Source organism: Sphingobacterium sp. PCS056 (genome assembly GCF_023273895.1).
GTDB lineage: Bacteria > Bacteroidota > Bacteroidia > Sphingobacteriales > Sphingobacteriaceae > Sphingobacterium.
This window is the reverse complement of the sequence record NZ_CP096883.1, coordinates 1,951,400-1,970,998: the sequence shown is the minus strand read 5'-3', so window position 1 is coordinate 1,970,998 and position 19,599 is coordinate 1,951,400. Positions and strand designations below refer to the sequence as shown.

Sequence of the window (19,599 nt, the reverse complement as noted above, 5' to 3'; positions counted from 1 at the left end):
AAATTAATTTTCTAAAGTTCTTGCAAATCCGACGACACAGATTGAAATAATAATTGTCACTATTCCAGCTATTATGGATCGATATGTTTTTTTATTCACTCCCTTCCATTCCTTTAGTACCACCCCCCAAGCATTTGAAATCAAAATAATAAATGCCATATGAAGAATCCAAGAACTGGCACCATTACCCAAGCGACTCTCACCCATTCCATAAAAGAAAAATTGCAAGTACCAGGTTGTACCCGCTAACGCACACAACAATAAATTTTTACCTTTCGGAGCATCTGCTTTGGTATAATCTGAAAAGGTATTATTTTTAAACAACAGATAGACACACCAGATAAAATTTGTCGTAAAACCACCCCAAAGAATAATGATATAGGTAACGTTATTTTGATAAAGAAACTCTCCATGGTTAGGATGATTCGTTTTCCATAATTCATTGGCGACATCGGCCAAGGGTTTACCAGACTCGATTCCAAAATTAAAACACGCACTGAGCACACCCGAAATAATAGCGACCACAATGCCTAAACCAAAATTATAATCAGATTTAGTTTCCGTGGAAAGTGACGTGAGGTCTTTTTCTTTTGATATACCAGCTTGACCACATAAACAAACACCAATGACACAAATCAATAAGCCGATCAAAATGCAGATACCTGACTGAGTAGTAAAAAAATAATCAATACCATGTTTGCCTGCCGTTTCGTTAAAGAAATAATAGATGCTCGGCATCAATGATCCAAAAACCATACTTAAACCAAGAATAATACTACTACCCAAAGAAACACCCAGGTACCGAACCCCCAAACCATAGGTTAGTCCGCCTATGCCCCACAAAAGACCAAATATAAACGTGTAACTCAATGTAGAATAACTGGCTAATCGGATGATGTTTACAAAATCTGGAATGGTTAACCAGGCAGCTATAGGTGGTACGATAATCCAAGAAAATAACCCTCCCAAGATCCACATAGATTCCCATGACCATCCCTTTATTTTCTTGTAGGGCACATAAAAACTTCCTGACGCAAACCCGCCAATGAAATGGAATAATACTCCGAAAACAGCATTCATATGATATATTTTAGGTATTTGACATCAACTAAATTAAAAGATTTCTGCACGTAAACTGTTATGCACTGTTATGTACAGCCGCACCAAACTCACCGCTAAAAGCATCAAGGCGTGTCTAACAAAAAAGGTCAATTTTCAATATGCTGAAAATTGACCTTTTTAAAGTTATCACAATGGCATAAAGCAGATTATTTATAACCTAAATTTTGTTTAAGACCCTCTCCCTCTTTATTATTTAATTGAATTTCACTCAAAGGAATAGGAAGTAAAGCATTATAATCTTGGAAACCACTGATGATTTTATTCGCAGGTCCTTGATCACCATTTAATCCAATACGTTCTTTAAGTTTATTCGTTCTCACTAAGGTCATCCTACGATTTTCTTCTGATATCAATTCACGGGCACGTTCATCAAGGATAAAATCAATGGTCATGTTTGATGCTAGAACCCTTCCTAGAGCTGTATTTCCAGTTTGACTACGAGCTTCTTTAAAAGAACGGTCTCTCAACTTATTGATATCATCAGCCGCACCAGCTAGGTTATTTTGTCTCAGACGTGCCTCTGCCCTTAATAGATACGTTTCTCCAAACCGCATAACTGGCCAATCTTTGACCAATGCGTAACCAAAATCATCCAAAGGATCATAACCACCCCATTTAGTTGGGAAAGGATACCATACTTCCAGACTGTCTGTACGAAAAGGAATCACTTTATCACCAGTTTTTATCGTCACATTTCTAACCCCTGCACCTTTAGCAACACGATAACCATCGGCATCCAGACCGATTTCTGTACTCCATGGTGTTACTACAACATTGTTGACGGTCATATTAGGTCGATTATAATTCGTAGTCCTTCGGATATTATAATTGCTATTCCGAATATCACCTTGAAGTCCTTTCCAGACTGTATACTTCATAAAATTGCTTAATCTCAAACGTCCATTACCCCTTCCACCTAGAGAATCAGCATTTAACATTCCATCCCACTTATGATAGGAAGGTTGCCATACACGACGATGCTGCGGATTATCGATGGTTCCACCATTCACTTCGCGATTAAATTCAACTTCAAAAGTCCATATGGCTTCGGTATTTCCTTGAGCGCGGCGCATATTACCCTGTCTAAACATATCTCGAAAAGCATCCCCTCCCTCATTTAAGTATTTGCCGTAACGACTGTCAATTAATTTATAACTGCCACTTTCAATGATGGCTGTTGCCATGGCTTCTGCTTTAGCAAAATAAGCAGGATCTCTCATGCCCATTCGAAGATAAACTTCAGCGGCCAATTGTCTTGCCATATCTTTATTGATCCGGCTTGGTGCAGCAGCTTCTCCAACATTAGCCAATTCCTTAGCCGCATATTCCAGATCTTCAACAATCACTTTGTCCACTTCTACAGTAGAATTTCGTACATAGTTGAACGTTGGAACTTTAATAGAAGTAGTCAACAAAGGCACATCGCCCCATAGCGTGACCAACATATGATAAGCATAAGCTCTAAAGAATCTTGCTTCTGCTGCTGCCTTTGGATTAGTACCTCCTACAGCTTCGATAATGCTATTTGCATTGTTAATAAACTCGTAACAGCGTTGCCATAAGTAACTTACTCCACCATTTTCTGGATTGAGATCGGCATATTGAAAAAAAGGATTTTCCACACCTTCCGTAGAACCAGCATTTGCGATATCAGTACCGATCTGCCAACACGACAAAAATCCTTGACGCCCACTGTAACCCCACAATTGACCAAAAGTCGCATGCAAACCTAAAACCCTATTTTCTATTGTTGATGGATCACTATTTCCAGCTTCGTAATTAGAATAGGGTTTCTCTTCCAGAAAATTCTTACTACAAGATGCAGAACCTAACAAAAAGATCGCAAAGACAGGTAATAACTTATTTTGAATATTTATTGATTTTTTCATCAGTATATATTGTTTTTTATCGGTGATGAAGCTATCATGAGCGTTTACTCATGATGGTTTCATGATTTCATTAAAAGGTTAAATTAACTCCAAGTACATAGGTGCGAACCATTGGATAGTTTAGGTTATCATTTGCAGATCCACGAGTGATATCTCGAGCTTCAGGATCCCAGCCAATCCAATTGGTCCATGTATATAGGTTTCGGCCACTGACATAAACCGTAGCCCCATTGATACCCAATTTATTCAAGGTATTTTGTGGCATATTGTAACTTAAGGTCACATCTTTCAACCGTGTAAAACTTGCATTTGATGGAAACCCATAACCATATACATTGGAACGATTACTCAATGAACGCCATTCGTTACTTTTATTTTCAGGAGTCCAATAGCCCAACTCTGCTGGCGTGCTTTTGCGACCCATTTCATCTGCAGCCGAACCGATCTGCGGGTTATTGCGTAGTGCTCCTTGCACCGTATTGATAAAAATATTTAATGAAAATGCTTTATAGCTAAATGTATTGGTAAGTCCAGCAGTCCATTTCGGAGCAGTTTGTCCCAATACTGATCGGTCGCTTTCGTTGATCAGACCATCACCATTTAGATCCGCTAATTTTACACTTCCTGCTTCGGCACGTTCATCCCATCCTTTATTAGCTCCAGCTTTTATTTCCTCTTCCTGCCATATCCCCACTTTCGTAAAATCATAGATGACACCAACTGGATGTCCGATAAACCATCTATTGCCAACATCATCCTTACCGTCACCATATACCTCTACAATCTTGTTTTTATTGCGAGAGAATACAACCGTACTGGACCAATTAAAATCATCCTTCACGATATTTTTGGTATTCAACGTGAACTCTATACCTGTATTGGAAACTTTTCCAATATTAGACCATACGTTTTCAAAACCAGTAAGCCTTGGAAGGCGTTGTAATAAAAGCATGTCATAAGAATTGGTTTTATACACATCGATGCTTCCACTTAACCTATTTTTGAATAACCCAAAGTCAATCCCCGTATTTAATCCTTTTGTTTTTTCCCATTCCAAATTATCATTTCCCATCCGTGTACGTATATTCAATGCCGTATTGGATAAGCCTTTCATCGCGATGGTACTGGCATTCATCAACGAAAGCGTTTCATAAATTCCAATAGCTTCATTTCCAGAAATACCGTAAGATATTCTCCATTTTAGATTGTCCACCACATCTTTAGTGCTATTCATGAACGATTCATTATGTATATTCCACGCTGCAGCGGCAGATGGAAATACGCCATACTTATTGTTCCTACCAAAAATTGAGGCTCCATCTCGACGTACAGTTGCTGTAAATAAATAACGGCTATCGTAAGAGTAATTTAATCTACCCATTTGAGAAATAGAACGGTACAAATCGGCTTGAGAAGACACTTTCTGTGTAGCAGCAGCACCTAGATTACCCCATTCCAAGGCATCATTAGGGAATACCTCTCCTGTAGCAATAGCTTGTTGCCAATATTTACTTTTGGAGGCATATAATCCTGTGAAATCAAGATGATGCTTACCAAAATCCTTGTTATATGTTAATATATTCTCTACTGTATACGACTGAGATTCACTGTTTGTGATACGACCCATCCCGGCAAAATTATAAACACTCTCCCCTTCATATTCATTAGTACGACCAGGGACATAAGAATATCCTGCATTTAGTTTGTATTTCAGACCAGCCAGCGGTTTGTAAAGCTCCCCAAAATTAAGATCTGCATAACCATTGAGGGTGATATTAAATTGACGACGCTCTGGATTTAATGTCGTTGGCAAAAGTGGATTGGTCCAAAGCTGTTCCGAATACATGGGATGCTGTGTTAAAGTGCCGTCATCGTTATACATTTTGGCATAAGGGCTCATTGCAGCAGCCTGTAGAAGACTCGCGCGTCCACCATCTCTATTATGCGCTATGATATAAGATGATGTACCTACCGATAAATATTTAGTTGGTTTAAAATCTGTATTCGTTCTAAATGAATACCTTTTATAGTTGTATCCTAATAAAACTCCTTTTTGATCCAGATAATCTCCAGAGACATAGTATTTGGCATTCTCACTTCCTCCTGATAAACTGACATTGTGATTCTGGATCACACCTGTCTGCATCACCGCATCTAACCAGTCTGTGGTCACACCATTGGTGTAATTATCAAACTCATACTGATTGCGAACCGGACCACCATTATATAGCGGACTATTATTAATGCGGGAATATTCAGCATAACGCTTTAAAAGCTCTTCTCCCGAAACGGGCTTAAGAATATGTGCAACATTTTCTACACCGCCATAACCACTGTAACGAATACGCGGGGTTCCGGATGTACCGCGCTTTGTGGTGATCAAAATAACACCATTAGAACCATTCACACCATAAATCGCAACAGCTGATGGATCTTTTAAGATCTCGACAGACTCAATATCATTGGGATTGATATCATTAATAGAACCATCTGTACGCGATAGCGGAATTCCATCAACGACAATATACGGTTCTGAAGATGCATTGATCGAGTTCTTACCTCTAACTTGAGTAGAAGGTGCATCTCCAGGTATAGAGGATGCCTGCGAAACAGTCACATTGGATACGGCACCTTGGATAGCCTGCATCACATTCGTAACCGGAATTTTTGACAATCGATCCTTTGGTACTGATGCCACAGACCCCGTAACATCCGATCTCTTTTGTGTTCCATATCCGACCACAACTAATTCCTCAAGTACATTTTCAGATGGAATAAGCGTAACATCGACAACACCCCCCTGAGGCACGATCACTTCCTTTTCCTGATATCCTACTGAAGAAATAATTAAGGTATTTCCGATATTTGCCTGAATGGTAAAACTACCGCCCGTATTTGATTGTGTACTTGCAGAACTTCCTTTTACCTTTACGGTGACATTACTTATATTTCTTCCTGTAGAAGCGTCTCGAATAGTTCCTTTTATGGAAGTTCCTTGACCATAAGTAGTCATCGCTATTAAAAATAAACTATTTAATAGCAATGTGTTTTTTGCGTATTTATTGCAATAGTGGGTTAACATAATTTACAATTGGTTTTTAGATTAGAATTACTATTTTATTCAATTTATTATAGGACCATACCATTATCCTATAATCCCCCTACAGGTTGATTTCAACTTGATCCCATCGTCGTATTGTTTATATTTTTGTTTATAATTGGTTCTTATCAAACTCAAGAAAATCGCTCGATACAGTTCCATTGTTAAGAAAAAGAAACACGCTGCTGAGCTATTTTCGAATTCCTTATAAGGTCAAAATTATAGCGGATTCGCTTATAAACGGTTTGAAATCGATTCAATAAGGTTCAAAATCTATTCAGGAGAGGAAATTATTCACTAAAAATCAATAAAAAGTAAAAACCATTTTATGTAAAGGGTGCCTTCGCTACCTATTACATAAAATGGTTTTTAAATTTTGTTGCGGTATCTGCTAGTTCTTAATCATCAGCATGCACGCTTGCATTTAAGTTTCACAATTCAAAAACTAGGGCTTTATCGTATTCAAGTCTATTTCAAATCATCTTTCACGGGACTATGACCATTTAGAAAATAATTATTTAAGGTAATATCAGAGTTGATCTTTGGCTGTCAAACTCACGGTTTGATAACGACCATTTTTCCAACTGATTTTTACTTGATCCAAGTTTAGTTCCCATTTTTTTACAGGGAACAATTCTTCATTTTTCCACTGCTCACCCGATTTTTTCCATAACATCAACGTCGCGAACAAACGCTTTTGATTTGCACTGGTATTTCCAATTACATTCAAGACTTTACTGTTAGCAGTAACTGGATTTAAACCTTGAGCACTTACGATTTCAACATTTCCCCAGTTCTCAAGAGGAATAATAGCCAACTGATACTGTCCATTGTCGATGATCGTTGCTGTCCATTTTTTATATTTAATTTGATGCTCAACAATTGCCCTACCCTCATATTGAGGCAAAGCATAGTGTCCCAAACGCAGCGCAGCAGTTTGTTGACTATACACCTGATCCACACGCAAGATCCCATTAGGAAGTATCACATCTGCAAGTTGCAATCTGATCGTCGAATCCGAAGCTAATACCGCATCCCTGTAGTAAATTCCATTCTGATAGCCTTTGAATTTATAGCGGCGAAGTGCCTCCCATTTTGTCCCATCGATATGAAACATATAGTTCATCGATACTTCACCATTCTTTCCATCCGCCTGCCAAGGAAATGCGCTATTATAAGCCAGCTTATTATAATTTTCAGTTCCCTGATAATAACCCACTGTCTTACTATCACACCAAGCCCTGATCTCTGCTGCGCCAATTTCTGCATAATCAGTAATCAATATTTCAGCATCAGGAGCAAAAGAATTCAAGACATTCACTTTTGGAATCTCCCTTTCCCAAGCACCTAAATTTTCATTCGCTGTCCAAAATATATTATCATCCGGAATAAGCAATCCTAAAAATATTTTACCTAGCCAAAAAGCACTCCCTCTACAGCTATATTCCTGCACAGCAGGTTCAAACGCTCCATAAAAACCAAGTGTAGGAATACCTTCAGATAAAAAATCAGGCTGTTTGAGAAATTGTAGCAGTGTTCCTGATGCAATTCGTCGCATCCATCCATAATTGATGCTTTTGTCCTCTAGAAAACCCATCAGAGGAAAGGGCACAGCAGCTCCCATTCGATAGGCAATACTTCTCCCCCACATAATCATCTCCCCGTCCTTACTGAACATATAAGGGTAATGACCAACCATTTCTCGAAAATGAGTCCTGAACCTCTTCGCATAATCTGGATACATCTGGTCTCCATAATAGGTAGCCCATAATGTTCCGTACATCTGATACCCCCACATACTATAATAATCATAATAGGGCTGATCATTATACCAGCCATCCCCCCTATAATCAGATAAACACTTCTCCAGCAATTCTTTTAAATAATCTTCACGTATCGGGTAACCTTTACTCTTAAAAAAGCTTAAAATCATGACATTAAAAAAACGCCAATTCATATCAATAGTAGGTCCGTTGCCATAACTTAAGAGGGTATGCGCTAAAATATCCTTTTTCTCTTGGGATAATGGATCCCATAAAATTTCGGGAGCAGCCATAAGCGATACTGCCAAACCACCGAATTCAACAAGCTTTTGACTTGGTCCTCCTTTTTTGGGTAAAGGTGGTATGAAACTCGCAGATTGTGGATTCACTAGCTGCGTAATCTGATGCCGATAATAATCGGCAATCTTTAGACCTCCAATTTCATAATCTGGATTTTCCTTCATCAAAGGCAAAGCAATAAACAAGGTCCTACAAAGTCCCTCCAATCGTTCTGTTTCCGTATGAATACCATCTCTCGGATAGCTTCTTCCTGGTTGTTTAGGAAACTCCATTGGGCTATCCAGATTACTGACATAACTAAACGCGCCCTTTAAAAGATATTCGGCTGCATCTAACCAATGTTGACGGTTCATGCCGGTATAGGGACTGAGATTCAGATCTGGATTTCTAACATTAAAAACAGTATCTCTTGTCCCTTGTCCGAACATATCCATGGGATAAGATAAAATGAGTATGAAGCAGGATATCATCCTAAAGAGGTATTTTTTCATAATTAATGTTTGATTGTATTTTTTATTGGTTTGAGACTAGGCGTCCATTCAATAACCCTAACTTTGCTTGGACCAGACTCCAAAAGTCCTTCACCATCCTTTTGATCAGTAGCTTGAACAAACAGCGATAATCTCCTCTTGTTTCGCCACATTTCAGTATCATAACTGGGTTCCCATGCTCCTAATGATTCGTCATTCAAATCAAATAGTTGATAATCATCATCCGTCAACTTATTTAAGGTCAATACAGAAGCTCGACTTAATCTTTCCTTATCTCGGAACAAGAGCATGACAGCAACATTGTCTCTTTTACCTTTGACCATTAATTGGGGTCTCGCTATAGGTATTTCTTTTGTTCCATGTCCACTCAAACTGAAAGACATTTTTCTAAAATCAAAAGAACGGACTTGCCAAGCACCTTTCCTATAATAAATAAGCTTATATTGAGGAATAGTAGAACCTTTTGCGCGCCAATAAGTCGCAATAAATGGATGACCATCATCATCTGCAGCCATCGATGTTTGATTGATCAGCTCACTGTTTTGAGGAATACGCACCGCATATTCCGCGGTTGATTCGTTTATGGGTAATGTATATTGAACTCCAGCAGTAGACTCCCAAGTGAGCCCTCCATCCTTTGAACAAGCATATGCCATATCATGATTACTGGCTACATCAGGACTTTCTCGCCATACCCAAGACAGATGTATCGTTCCTTGGTTATCGACATAAGCCTGCCAATAAGCATTTCGTTTCCCTTCTCCATCGATTAAATTACGATGCAGTCTAGTCCATTTTCCATTTTTGGGATCATAACTGTTCATCACAAGATTTCCTGACCCAGAACCGCCATCACGATAAAGAAACAATAGTGAGCCATCAGGCATTTTGAAAAATTCAGGATAGGTCACATACTGTTCATCTTTCCCGATCATAGACCGCTCAGGCCCTAAATCCAAAGTATATGGCTGTTTTGCCCTAGCATATCGTAACTGACCATTATGATGATCCCAACAAACATGTAAATATCCCTCTCCATCAATCATGATACTGATAATATTATGTGCATCCTGAGCTCTGCCCGAATATTCAGTAACCTGTAGCTGCCAGCTCTTCTCGCTCAACTTTCTTTTTCCTAATACAACTTTTCCCTTCTCGTTGTAGTAGGCTATGTATTGAAACTTCGCATCACTGACGAGAGAGTTTTTTCGAAAAACAGCTGTATTGACCGTATTCTTGGCCCAACCGTCTCCAACGTCCATGGTCTGAACCTGTGGGTTTTGCGAAAAACAGAAATTTAAGGAAAGGATCATATAAAAATGAACCCATAAAACCCTATAAAATGTACTTAACCTCATGACTAATAGCTTTTATTGAATGGCCTTACTTTGATCTTTTTTCCAATCCTGTCCAGACCAAACACGCTTAGAACTCCATTCTTCTTCTTTTGAAGTCCAAAAACTATCTTGTTCAGATAGTCCAAGCGGTAAAAAAATCGTACTGCATAAATATGGACTTCCTTGATTGTTATAAAAATCTCCTAATCCGGGCTGATCTCCATATAGACCAATCGTTAACCAGTTTTGATGATAAGTAGATGGACTTTCAAATGTTTTCTTCAAAACCGCAGATAAAGCAGCGCGGACTTGTCCCTCCGTCAGCTCTTTGGGCAATCGTTTTTTCAGGGCCATGTCTGCCAAATGGTGAAAGGCTGCTCCACGATAAATGACTGATCTTCCGGATGGTGGAAAAGTACCATCTGTATTAATCAACCTTTCCAATATTATGGCATATCGTTGGTTGCGTAGTTTGATTTTCGCAAACATGCCATCATAGTTTTTAGTTTTTTGCTCGATGACATCCATAATTCCAGATAAAAAAGGATGAATAACATAACTATTATAATAATCATATGCATAATGAGGACCATCCATATACATCCCGTCCCCAACATACCATTGCTCCAATTGTTGCAAGGCATAATCTACTCTCATAACATCCCATTCTTTACTGTACTGGGCTAGAAAAGCTTCATTCATGGCAGAAAAAAGTAACCAATTGGAAAACACGGGTCTAAATTGACGTGTCGTTTTGATTGCCTGGACCAAATGGCCTTGAGTTACAGGATCCAGCTGATCCCATAACCAAGGACAACGCAAAAAAGCAACTGAAATAAATGAGGCATCCACTAATTGCTGCCCACCTAGATCAAAACGCATAAAATCATTTGCATTACTATCCAAGGCATTTTTTAATGCTTGAATAGTCCAATTGCGATATTGTTTTCTCAATATTTGCTCTTCTTCCGAACCGTCATTCAAAGCCAACCAAGGCGATATTCCACTTAAAACTCGACCTAATACTTCTACATATTGCACTTGAATGCGATGTTCTTTATTGTCAACCGCTATAGAAGTAATTTGAGGCATATTGATCTTTAGACTGTCATGAGCCAAACTACGCATAACCGGTCTTGCCATACGATCCATCTCCTTTAACCAAAAGGCTCTTGAAGTTTCTTTCCATGCTATAGTATTTTTCTTCTGCCCATAAGTCACATTGGCGAAGCATATCAATACCCATAATGTCCATACATTTTTCATCATCATTTGCTTAAATATCTGTACATTTCAACACCCGCCAATAAAAATGCTCCCACACCGAATGGTGATGTAGAATGGGCATCAACGACTTGACCTGGTATGGCCTTTTCTCCGATAGGCTGAATATAACCTACTTTGCCATCAGGCTGTAAAGCAATATTACTTAAATAATGCCATCCTTTTTTTGCGGCACCATCAAATTCTTCACGATTCAAAATCCCGTTGTTAATTCCCCAAAGAAGTCCATAAGTGAAGAAAGACGTTCCACTGGATTCCTTACCTGGTGCATGTTCTGGATCTAGCATACTTCTCGTCCAGAAACCCTCCTTCTGTTGACACGCTACAATAGCATCGGCCATATCTTGAAAACGTTTTACATAATGTCTATAATATGCATTGTCTTTGGGCAGATCTTGTAGCACTTTTGCTAATCCCGCGAATACCCAACCATCACCCCTTGCCCAAAAGTCTTTTTTCCCATGAGCGGTCTTATGTTTTGGATAGACATATTTAGCATCCCTATAATACAGTTTTTCATCTTGATCATACATGATACCATCTGCATACTCCAAATATTCATGTAGCTTTTCTAAATAGAGCGGATTTTTAGTTAAATTGTACATCTTGGTCATCACGGGCATCACCATATATAGTCCATCGGCCCACCACCAGTAATCATGCTGTTTGGTATGAATTTGGTAATCCATCACTTCTTGAGCTCGGGCTATTTTGTAAGCTTGGGGGTCGATATGATAAAGATCAATATAGGTTTGAAAACAGATCTGCCAATCGCCAAACAGCACATAATCATCAGTCTCCCCATAACTATATTTCCAATTCGCTTTATCGGTTGATTTTGCACCCTGCCATTCATTAAAATTCGCCCAATCTTCCGTATATTTTAAGAAGGTTTTATTTTTAAACTCTTTATAAAATTCCATATTTCCACTGTGATAAGCTGCTTGATCCCAAAATGCCCAAACTTGAGGCTTATGGTTGGACTGCCAATAGTGATTCGCCAGATTCAATTGAGCCAAAACATCACTCTTTTTAAGATCTTGTCCAAAGACAGAATAAGTAATCAGAAGAAAATATACAATAAAGTATTTGCGCATATCTTAAGGTTTTAAGGTTAAAAAAATCCAATCAACAGCGTTTAGCAGATCTAAATATTATTGAAGATTGGTCAAATCAAATCTAGCTAAAATGCATATATCTGATGTTTAATTTGGGTTTATTCAACATACAAAATTGGATCATTTAATAGTTTGAGTAATCCACTATAGAGCAATAGTGCTCGGAAAACGACATTTAACCCATTTTTTTTAAAATAAGTGTTTATTTTACATTTATTTTAAATAACATTCTATATCTTTAAAAAAGATACCAATTTGAATCGGACTTTTGAACCAGTTAGATACTCAATTAAGACGCAAGGAATAGCAATTTAGCGCTAACCATTATTAAGGAATTAAATGATGTCTCCCTTTCTTCTTATGTTAATTAATTCACCGGCTTTATTGAGTAAGGCGATAAAAACAGCTAGAAGTGAAGGACAAATTGTAGATCTGATTAGATTAAACCAATTGATTATGAAAAATACATATCAAATCTTCTTCTTCATCATATATTTACTTTTTCATATCCAAGTTAATGGCCAACAAATGGGATTGAATCCCATTGCTAAAAATAATGAATTACCCTCCCTCACCATCAATCAAACTTGTCAGGATAAGGATGGCTATATCTGGTTTGCTTCTACACAGGGATTAAGTAGGTATGATGCGTATAATATCCTTAATTTTAAATTAAAGACCATAGAGGGCAAAACAGCAACAAATCAAAACATTAAAACATTAGTAGAATATCAAAATTACCTCATTCTAGGTACAGAGAAAGGGTTATATACGCTAGAAAAAGAAAGTTATGTGATCAAACCATTCAAAAACAAACTACAATCCACAACACGTATAACAACATTATTAATTGATAAAAAAAATAGATTATGGGTAGGATCTGACAACGGTATTGTGGTATATAACAAAGACTTATCCATCATCCAAAATTATCAGGATGATCATAATTCTATTTATAAATTACCATCAGGAACTGTTAATACCATATTTGAAGACAAAAAAGGCAATATTTGGGTAGGAATTTGGGAACAAGGCTTATTTAAGTTAGATATACAGAAAAATCAATTCATTGATTATCCAAAAGTTGGAACACGTAATAATCCCTTCAAGCTATTTGAAGATCATAACAAACAACTCTGGGTATGTACCTGGGGAGATGGAGTTTACTTATTTAATCCGGACAATAAGAAGAACTTATACCAAGAAATAGCAATAAAAAACAAGCGTCGAAACATTGGAAAGGAAGATTTATTCTATAACATCGTGCAAGATCGGCATCGCAATTATATTTGGATCCTTTCGTTTTCTGGTATATCGACCTTTCAATATATAAACGGAGCACTCAAAGAAGTCAATATGGCTCCCTATTTTGATCATACCACCAATATTTTCAATGATATATATCAAGATCGATTAGGGACATTGTGGCTTTCTATCGGTGGAAAAGGGATCTCAACGATTAGTTTTGATAAGCCCCTGATTCAAAATTACACCTTTAAAGAAATTAAAAGTAGATATAGCATCGCGCCCAATGTGAATATGTTATACCGTGATGAAAAGGGTATATTTTGGTTCAATCTGGAGCGCTTTGGCTTTGGAAGTTTAAACCCAAACGATGGTTTATTAAACACATATAGTAATGCCAATTTACGAGAATTGATCTCCATTAGAGCAGCTAGCTGTGCCATTGATGTACAGCAGGAACTGTGGGTCGGTTCTGCTTATGAAGCCACTATAAATGTTTTCGAAAAGCAGCATAACAATATCAAGTTAAATCATAAGATAGATCTAAAGCGTGAAGCAAACCACTCCGGGGTTCCCATCTTCTTTTTCCAAGATAGTCAGTCGAGAACTTGGATCGCAACAAGTCAAGGTGTATTATATAGAGATGCTAGCAGCAAGAAAATAAAGCTGATCACAAAGATAAAAGATCAAGCGGTTAGCATAGCTGAAGATAAAAAATCAAATATTTGGATAGCCACCAAGGGAAGCGGCATTTATTATATCAATAAAAATGATCCAGATCAGATCTTACAACATATTGGTCAATCGACGGCAATTCTTAAAACGAATCAAATTGAATCCTTAGATATTGATAAAAATGACAACCTATGGATCGGAACCAAAGATAATCGCTTACTGTATTATCAAACTGGTATAAAGAAAATGGAGGAATTAGCAAATTCGGCTTTATTTGGAAAAAACCAACTACTGGATATCGTTTGCCTAGATAATACCGTATGGCTTTCTAGTACCAGAAATATATTTAAAATAAATGCACTCAATAAAGACATCTTAGAATTTACATCGACTGACAGTCTGCAAGTCAATATGTTTTCCAAAAGAGCATTTACGATTGATAAAAAATCAAACTCGGTCTACTTTGGAGGATATAACGGAATGGTTAGATTGGATGATAATAGTAATATTCCAAATTATAGAGCTAAAGTCCAAGTAACAGATATCAAGATTAATAATAAGTCCATTGTCCTTGAATCCAATCAAAAAAAATTTAATTTCAATCAACAGATACTGACATTGGAACCCGACGATCAAAATATAGAATTTTCTTTTTCATCACTTGGCTATACCCAGGATAATAAACTTCGCTATGCCTATAAGTTAGAAGGTATTGATCAGGATTGGGTCAATGCATCCCGAGATCGGGTATTCGCAGCATATAATAATCTAGGAAAAGGATCTTATCGATTTTTAATAAAATCGACTGATTTAAATAATAAATGGAATACGACAATTACCGAAATTAATATTTACAAAAAAGCTGCATTTTATGAGAGCAATTTAGCCTATTTTTTATATGCATGCCTACTGATCGGTATATTTTACTATTTTATTAATTTTACTTTACACCGTTTAAAATTAAGAAGTGATCTAAAAATTGCGCAAATAGAAAAAGAAAATGCACACGCACTGGCGCAATCCAAACTCAGTTATTTCACAAGTATTTCGCATGACCTGTTGACACCATTAACCATTATTTCTTGCTTAGTAGACGACGTCCAAATGACAACAAAGCATCATTTAAGCCAGTTCGAAAAAATGAGATTAAATCTAGATCGCTTAAAACGTTTATTACAACAAATTTTGGATTTCAGAAGAATAGAAAATAATTTGATGGAATTGAAAGTTAGTCAAGAACATTTGCCCGCATTTATAAATCAATTGAGCCATGTTTTTTTTAGCCCGTTAGCCGTTCGAAAAAATATTGAATTTGAAATCAATCATGGAGAATGTACAACCGATGTTTATTATGATGCGGATAAAATGGATAAAATCCTTTTCAATTTACTCTCTAATGCCTTTAAATACACACCTAAAGATGGTAAAATCACCCTGTCATACTATATAAAAGAAGACAATAGACAAAAACTGCTCTATCTTTTTGTACGTGATAACGGCATGGGAATCGATAAAGATGAATTAGATAAAATATTTAAACCATTTTATACCAATAAATCATTTGTCAATCAAGAAAGCAATGGTATTGGTCTGTCAGTAACCAAAGAATTAGTAGACATTCACTTTGGGAAAATCAGTGTCGAGAGTTTACCTGACCAAGGAACTTGCTTCCAGATCATACTACCTGTTGATAAGGAATTTTACCTTAACAAAGGATATCAAATATGGGATGAGTCCTTTCCTAAAAAAGATCAACTGATCTATGAAATCAATGATGTCGAAACAGTCATCCATGAAATCACTTCTGGAGAGCTCCATAAACTGCATATTTTACTGGTAGAAGATAACGAAGATCTGCAGCAGACTATGTCAAGTATTTTATCAAAGAAATACCATGTCCATGTCGCTTCTGACGGAAAACAAGGTCTAGACCTTTTAAACAAAGTCGATATTGATATTATTGTCAGTGATATTATGATGCCCGAAATGGATGGACTTAGCCTATGTACAGCTGTCAAGCAGCATACGGAAATTAACCATATTCCAGTATTATTGCTTACAGCAAAGAATAGTATAGAAGATCGAATTGAATGTTATCAAGCTGGAGCCGACGGCTATATCAGTAAGCCTTTCGATATTAAAGTACTGGAAGCCAAAATTCAGAGCTTTATCATCAATAAAAGAACGAAGCAGATCAACTTCAATAACAATACACAAATTAATATCGCAACTTTGGATTACACTCCTGTAGATGAACAGTTCTTACAACGAATGATCAAGGTTGTTGAAGAAAACTTAGGTGACGATCAATTTGATATTATTAAGCTTGGGGAGATACTCGCACTATCCAAATCGACACTATACCGTAAAACCAAAGTACTGCTTGATTTATCACCGAGTGAGTTTATAAAAAATATTCGCTTAAAACATGCCTGTCAGATGATGGAAAAAGATAAATCTATTACGGTTAGCGAAGTGGCATTTGCAACCGGATTTTCTGATCCACGTTATTTTGCGACTTGCTTCAAAGCGTCTTTTGGAATCACACCTACCGAGTTTCAAAAAAACACAACTGTACAACATGTGTAGCCGATCCGTTTTTTTTACCTGTTGGCTTTCCATATGATCGATAATTTACTTATTTTTAATAACAAATAGCATAGCGACACACTTTTTGAAAAAGTATATATTATTTCTGGATACAGAAACCTCCGATCTTCCTAAAAAATGGGATAAAAAATACAGCGATATTCAAAATTGGCCTCATGTATTGCAATTAGCATGGATCATATTTGACATGGAGATTAATGAAATCAAACGCACAAACAAATACATCTATGAACCACTGATCCCTATAAGTCGAGAATCAGAAAAAATTCATGGTTTAACACCCCATTTTTTGAGAGAGCATGGTGACAACAAAAAAAACGTACTTCGAAAATTAGCACATGATCTAAAAAAATATAACCCTTTAATTGTTGGTCATTTCTTATCATTTGATTTACAAGTCTTGTGCGCTGAATTTGTTAGAGTAAAACTGCCTATCCCATTTGAACAATTCCGCTATTTTTGTACCTTATGGCATAGCAAAAAGTATGTACGAAATCCCAATATGGTCTATATGAATCTAGCACTCCTACATGAAGCGTTATTTACAACATTGCCCGAAAATATGCATCATGCTGAAAAAGATGCCGAAATAACTGCAAAATGCTATTTTGAAATGATACGCAGAAATGAACTTTCAATAGCAGATGTTGAAAACCAACAAGCTCAATTTCTACCTATATTTCAACCTTAAATCCGCTTATATGAATAATTCTGAGGTTATTTTATCGTTATTAAAAACAACTCAACCTTTTCAACTCTTGCCCGATTCCGTGCAAAAAAGTTTAGTAGACCTGATGACGAAATATACATTTACAAAAGAAGAGCTGCTTTACCGACAGAATGTGACAGATATTGAAGGAATAGATCTCATTTATAAAGGTGAATACGAAACTTTTTTCTTAGATACTAGTGAAAATAAACATTCTATTGAGATCCATCATCATCCTTATTGCTTTGGAGGAATATCTATTCTGCTAAACCGTAAAAAGGCATTAAAATCTGTCATGGTCAAAAAAGGAACAACCATATACCGATTGCCCCGTAAAGACTTTATTGAACTCTGTCATGTCAATGAGGATTTTTTTCATTTCTTTACAAATTCATTTGGACGCAAAATGCTAGAAGAAGATTTTTCGCATTTCGTAAAATCGCCAGCACCATTTGAAGAAAGTTATTACGCAGCTGATCAGTTATATTCTCGAAAGATTGATAACATCATCTATAAAGATATTATATCCGTTCCCTACCATACGCCTATTTTCGAAGTAGCACAAAAAATGTCAAGACATAAAATTAGCTGCATCTTTATAACGGAAAAAGAAGAAATCATCGGATACGCAACAGATATAACATTACGCGACAATGTATTAGGGAAGCAAATAGAAGCTACACAACCGATCGGGTCGGTGATGGACAATCCGATTGTCAGCATCTCTCATCAAGCCTTTCTATATGAAGCCGTTCTCATGATGTTCCGAACGAAAACCAAATATCTTTTAGTCGAAAAAGAAGGTAAATATGTTGGTTTTTTAAGCCGAAATCGCTTACTAAGTGAGCAAGGGCAATCTCCCTTAGTTTTTATACAATCTGTAAAATTAGCTGAATCTATAGATGAGCTCGGAGATAAATGGAATAATGTACCTAAAATTATAAACCAATTGTTAGAGCGCGGTGTCCATGCAGAAATTGCCAACCAAGTGATCACCACAATTGCCGATACCATTTCAATCAAAGTGATTGAAAAAGTGATCCAAGAAATTGGAGAACCTCCCGCAAAATTTGTTTTTATGGTAACAGGAAGTGAAGGCAGGAAGGAACAAACACTCAAAACCGATCAAGATAATGCCATTATATATGAAGATAAAGCGAATGAACATCGTGAACTTGTTAGAAGTTATTTTTTAACTTTTGCAAAGAAAGTCTCTGATTATTTAAATAAAATTGGATTTGTATACTGCACAGGTGAATTTATGGCGAGCAATCCTAAATGGACACATTCTTTATCCCATTGGAAAAATAATTATAAAAATTGGATAGAAGATACCATGCCCGAGAATGCGATTAAATTTTCAACGTTCTTTGATTGTAGGCGACTCTATGGAAATCAAGAAATCATCGATGAACTTAAATTATTTTTAAATATAGAATTACAAAAACCAAATGAACGCTTCTTCTCCTTCATCGCAAAGAATGCTTTGCAATATCAACCACCATTAACATTTTTTAATGCCATAAAAACACAAACCATTGGAACTGCTGAATTTTTAAATATCAAAAAAGCGATGACTCCAATTGTGGATCTGGTGCGTGTATATGCATTAAAAAATAGAATTTATGAAGAAAATACTGGCGAAAGGCTTAAAAAATTGGTTAAGCTCGGGATCTTCAATCAGACACAATACGAAGAATTATATCAATCATACTATTATATGATGGCCCTGAGATTAAAAAATCAAACTAATGAGATTTTAACCTCAAAATCTGAACCCAGTAATTATATTCGAATCGATAGTCTAACTAAAATTGAAAAAGCAACTTTGAAAGAAATATTTAAGACCATTAGCAATTTTCAATTGGGTATCAAATTTAAATTTACGAGCAGCCTCTAGCTAAAAAACGATTGATCTGTACATAAAATAATCGATCAAGAACTTGTGAAAAAAGT

General features: G+C 36.6%; 10 protein-coding genes. 3 read left to right on the top strand and 7 right to left on the bottom strand.

Annotation, left to right across the window (positions count from 1 at the left end):
• Positions 1-3: 3 nt before the first annotated feature.
• From rhaT to MUB18_RS08075, 7 genes are all read right to left on the bottom strand, one after another.
• The gene (gene rhaT, locus MUB18_RS08105) at positions 4-1,080 is read right to left on the bottom strand and encodes an L-rhamnose/proton symporter RhaT (RefSeq protein WP_248755582.1); all 1,077 of its coding nucleotides are present in this window, start codon (positions 1,078-1,080) and stop codon (positions 4-6) included.
• 188 nt (positions 1,081-1,268) lie between these two features.
• Positions 1,269-3,011, bottom strand: a complete 1,743-nt coding sequence (locus tag MUB18_RS08100) for a RagB/SusD family nutrient uptake outer membrane protein (protein WP_248755581.1) — start codon at positions 3,009-3,011, stop codon at positions 1,269-1,271.
• A 70-nt stretch (positions 3,012-3,081) separates the two neighbouring features.
• A complete protein-coding gene (locus MUB18_RS08095; protein WP_248755580.1) occupies positions 3,082-6,093 on the bottom strand; it encodes a SusC/RagA family TonB-linked outer membrane protein in 3,012 nt (1,003 codons plus the stop codon).
• Positions 6,094-6,640: 547 nt separating this feature from the next.
• Entirely contained in the window at positions 6,641-8,665 is a 2,025-nt protein-coding gene (locus MUB18_RS08090) for a DUF2264 domain-containing protein (RefSeq protein ID WP_248755579.1), read from the bottom strand.
• A gap of 2 nt (positions 8,666-8,667) precedes the next feature.
• Positions 8,668-10,023 carry a BNR repeat-containing protein gene (locus MUB18_RS08085; RefSeq protein WP_248755578.1) on the bottom strand — a complete coding sequence of 452 codons (1,356 nt, stop codon included), beginning with the start codon at positions 10,021-10,023 and terminating at the stop codon, positions 8,668-8,670.
• A gap of 12 nt (positions 10,024-10,035) precedes the next feature.
• Complete coding sequence (locus MUB18_RS08080) at positions 10,036-11,274, bottom strand: DUF2264 domain-containing protein (RefSeq protein WP_248755577.1); 1,239 nt, start codon at positions 11,272-11,274, stop codon at positions 10,036-10,038.
• Positions 11,271-12,383: a glycoside hydrolase family 88 protein gene (locus MUB18_RS08075; protein WP_248755576.1), complete on the bottom strand. Its 1,113-nt coding sequence runs from the start codon at positions 12,381-12,383 to the stop codon at positions 11,271-11,273. The genes MUB18_RS08080 and MUB18_RS08075 overlap by 4 nt, the downstream gene beginning before the upstream one ends.
• 477 nt (positions 12,384-12,860) lie before the next feature.
• Between MUB18_RS08075 and MUB18_RS08070 the strand changes: the two genes are divergently transcribed.
• The 3 genes from MUB18_RS08070 (at position 12,861) to MUB18_RS08060 (ending at position 19,543) form a co-directional block, all read left to right on the top strand.
• Positions 12,861-16,913, top strand: a complete 4,053-nt coding sequence (locus tag MUB18_RS08070) for a two-component regulator propeller domain-containing protein (protein WP_248755575.1) — start codon at positions 12,861-12,863, stop codon at positions 16,911-16,913.
• A gap of 85 nt (positions 16,914-16,998) precedes the next feature.
• Positions 16,999-17,625 (top strand): 3'-5' exonuclease, encoded by a 627-nt coding sequence (locus tag MUB18_RS08065; protein ID WP_248755574.1) that lies wholly within the window; start codon positions 16,999-17,001, stop codon positions 17,623-17,625.
• Positions 17,626-17,635: 10 nt separating this feature from the next.
• Positions 17,636-19,543, top strand: a complete 1,908-nt coding sequence (locus MUB18_RS08060; protein WP_248755573.1) for a DUF294 nucleotidyltransferase-like domain-containing protein — start codon at positions 17,636-17,638, stop codon at positions 19,541-19,543.
• Positions 19,544-19,599 lie beyond the last annotated feature (56 nt).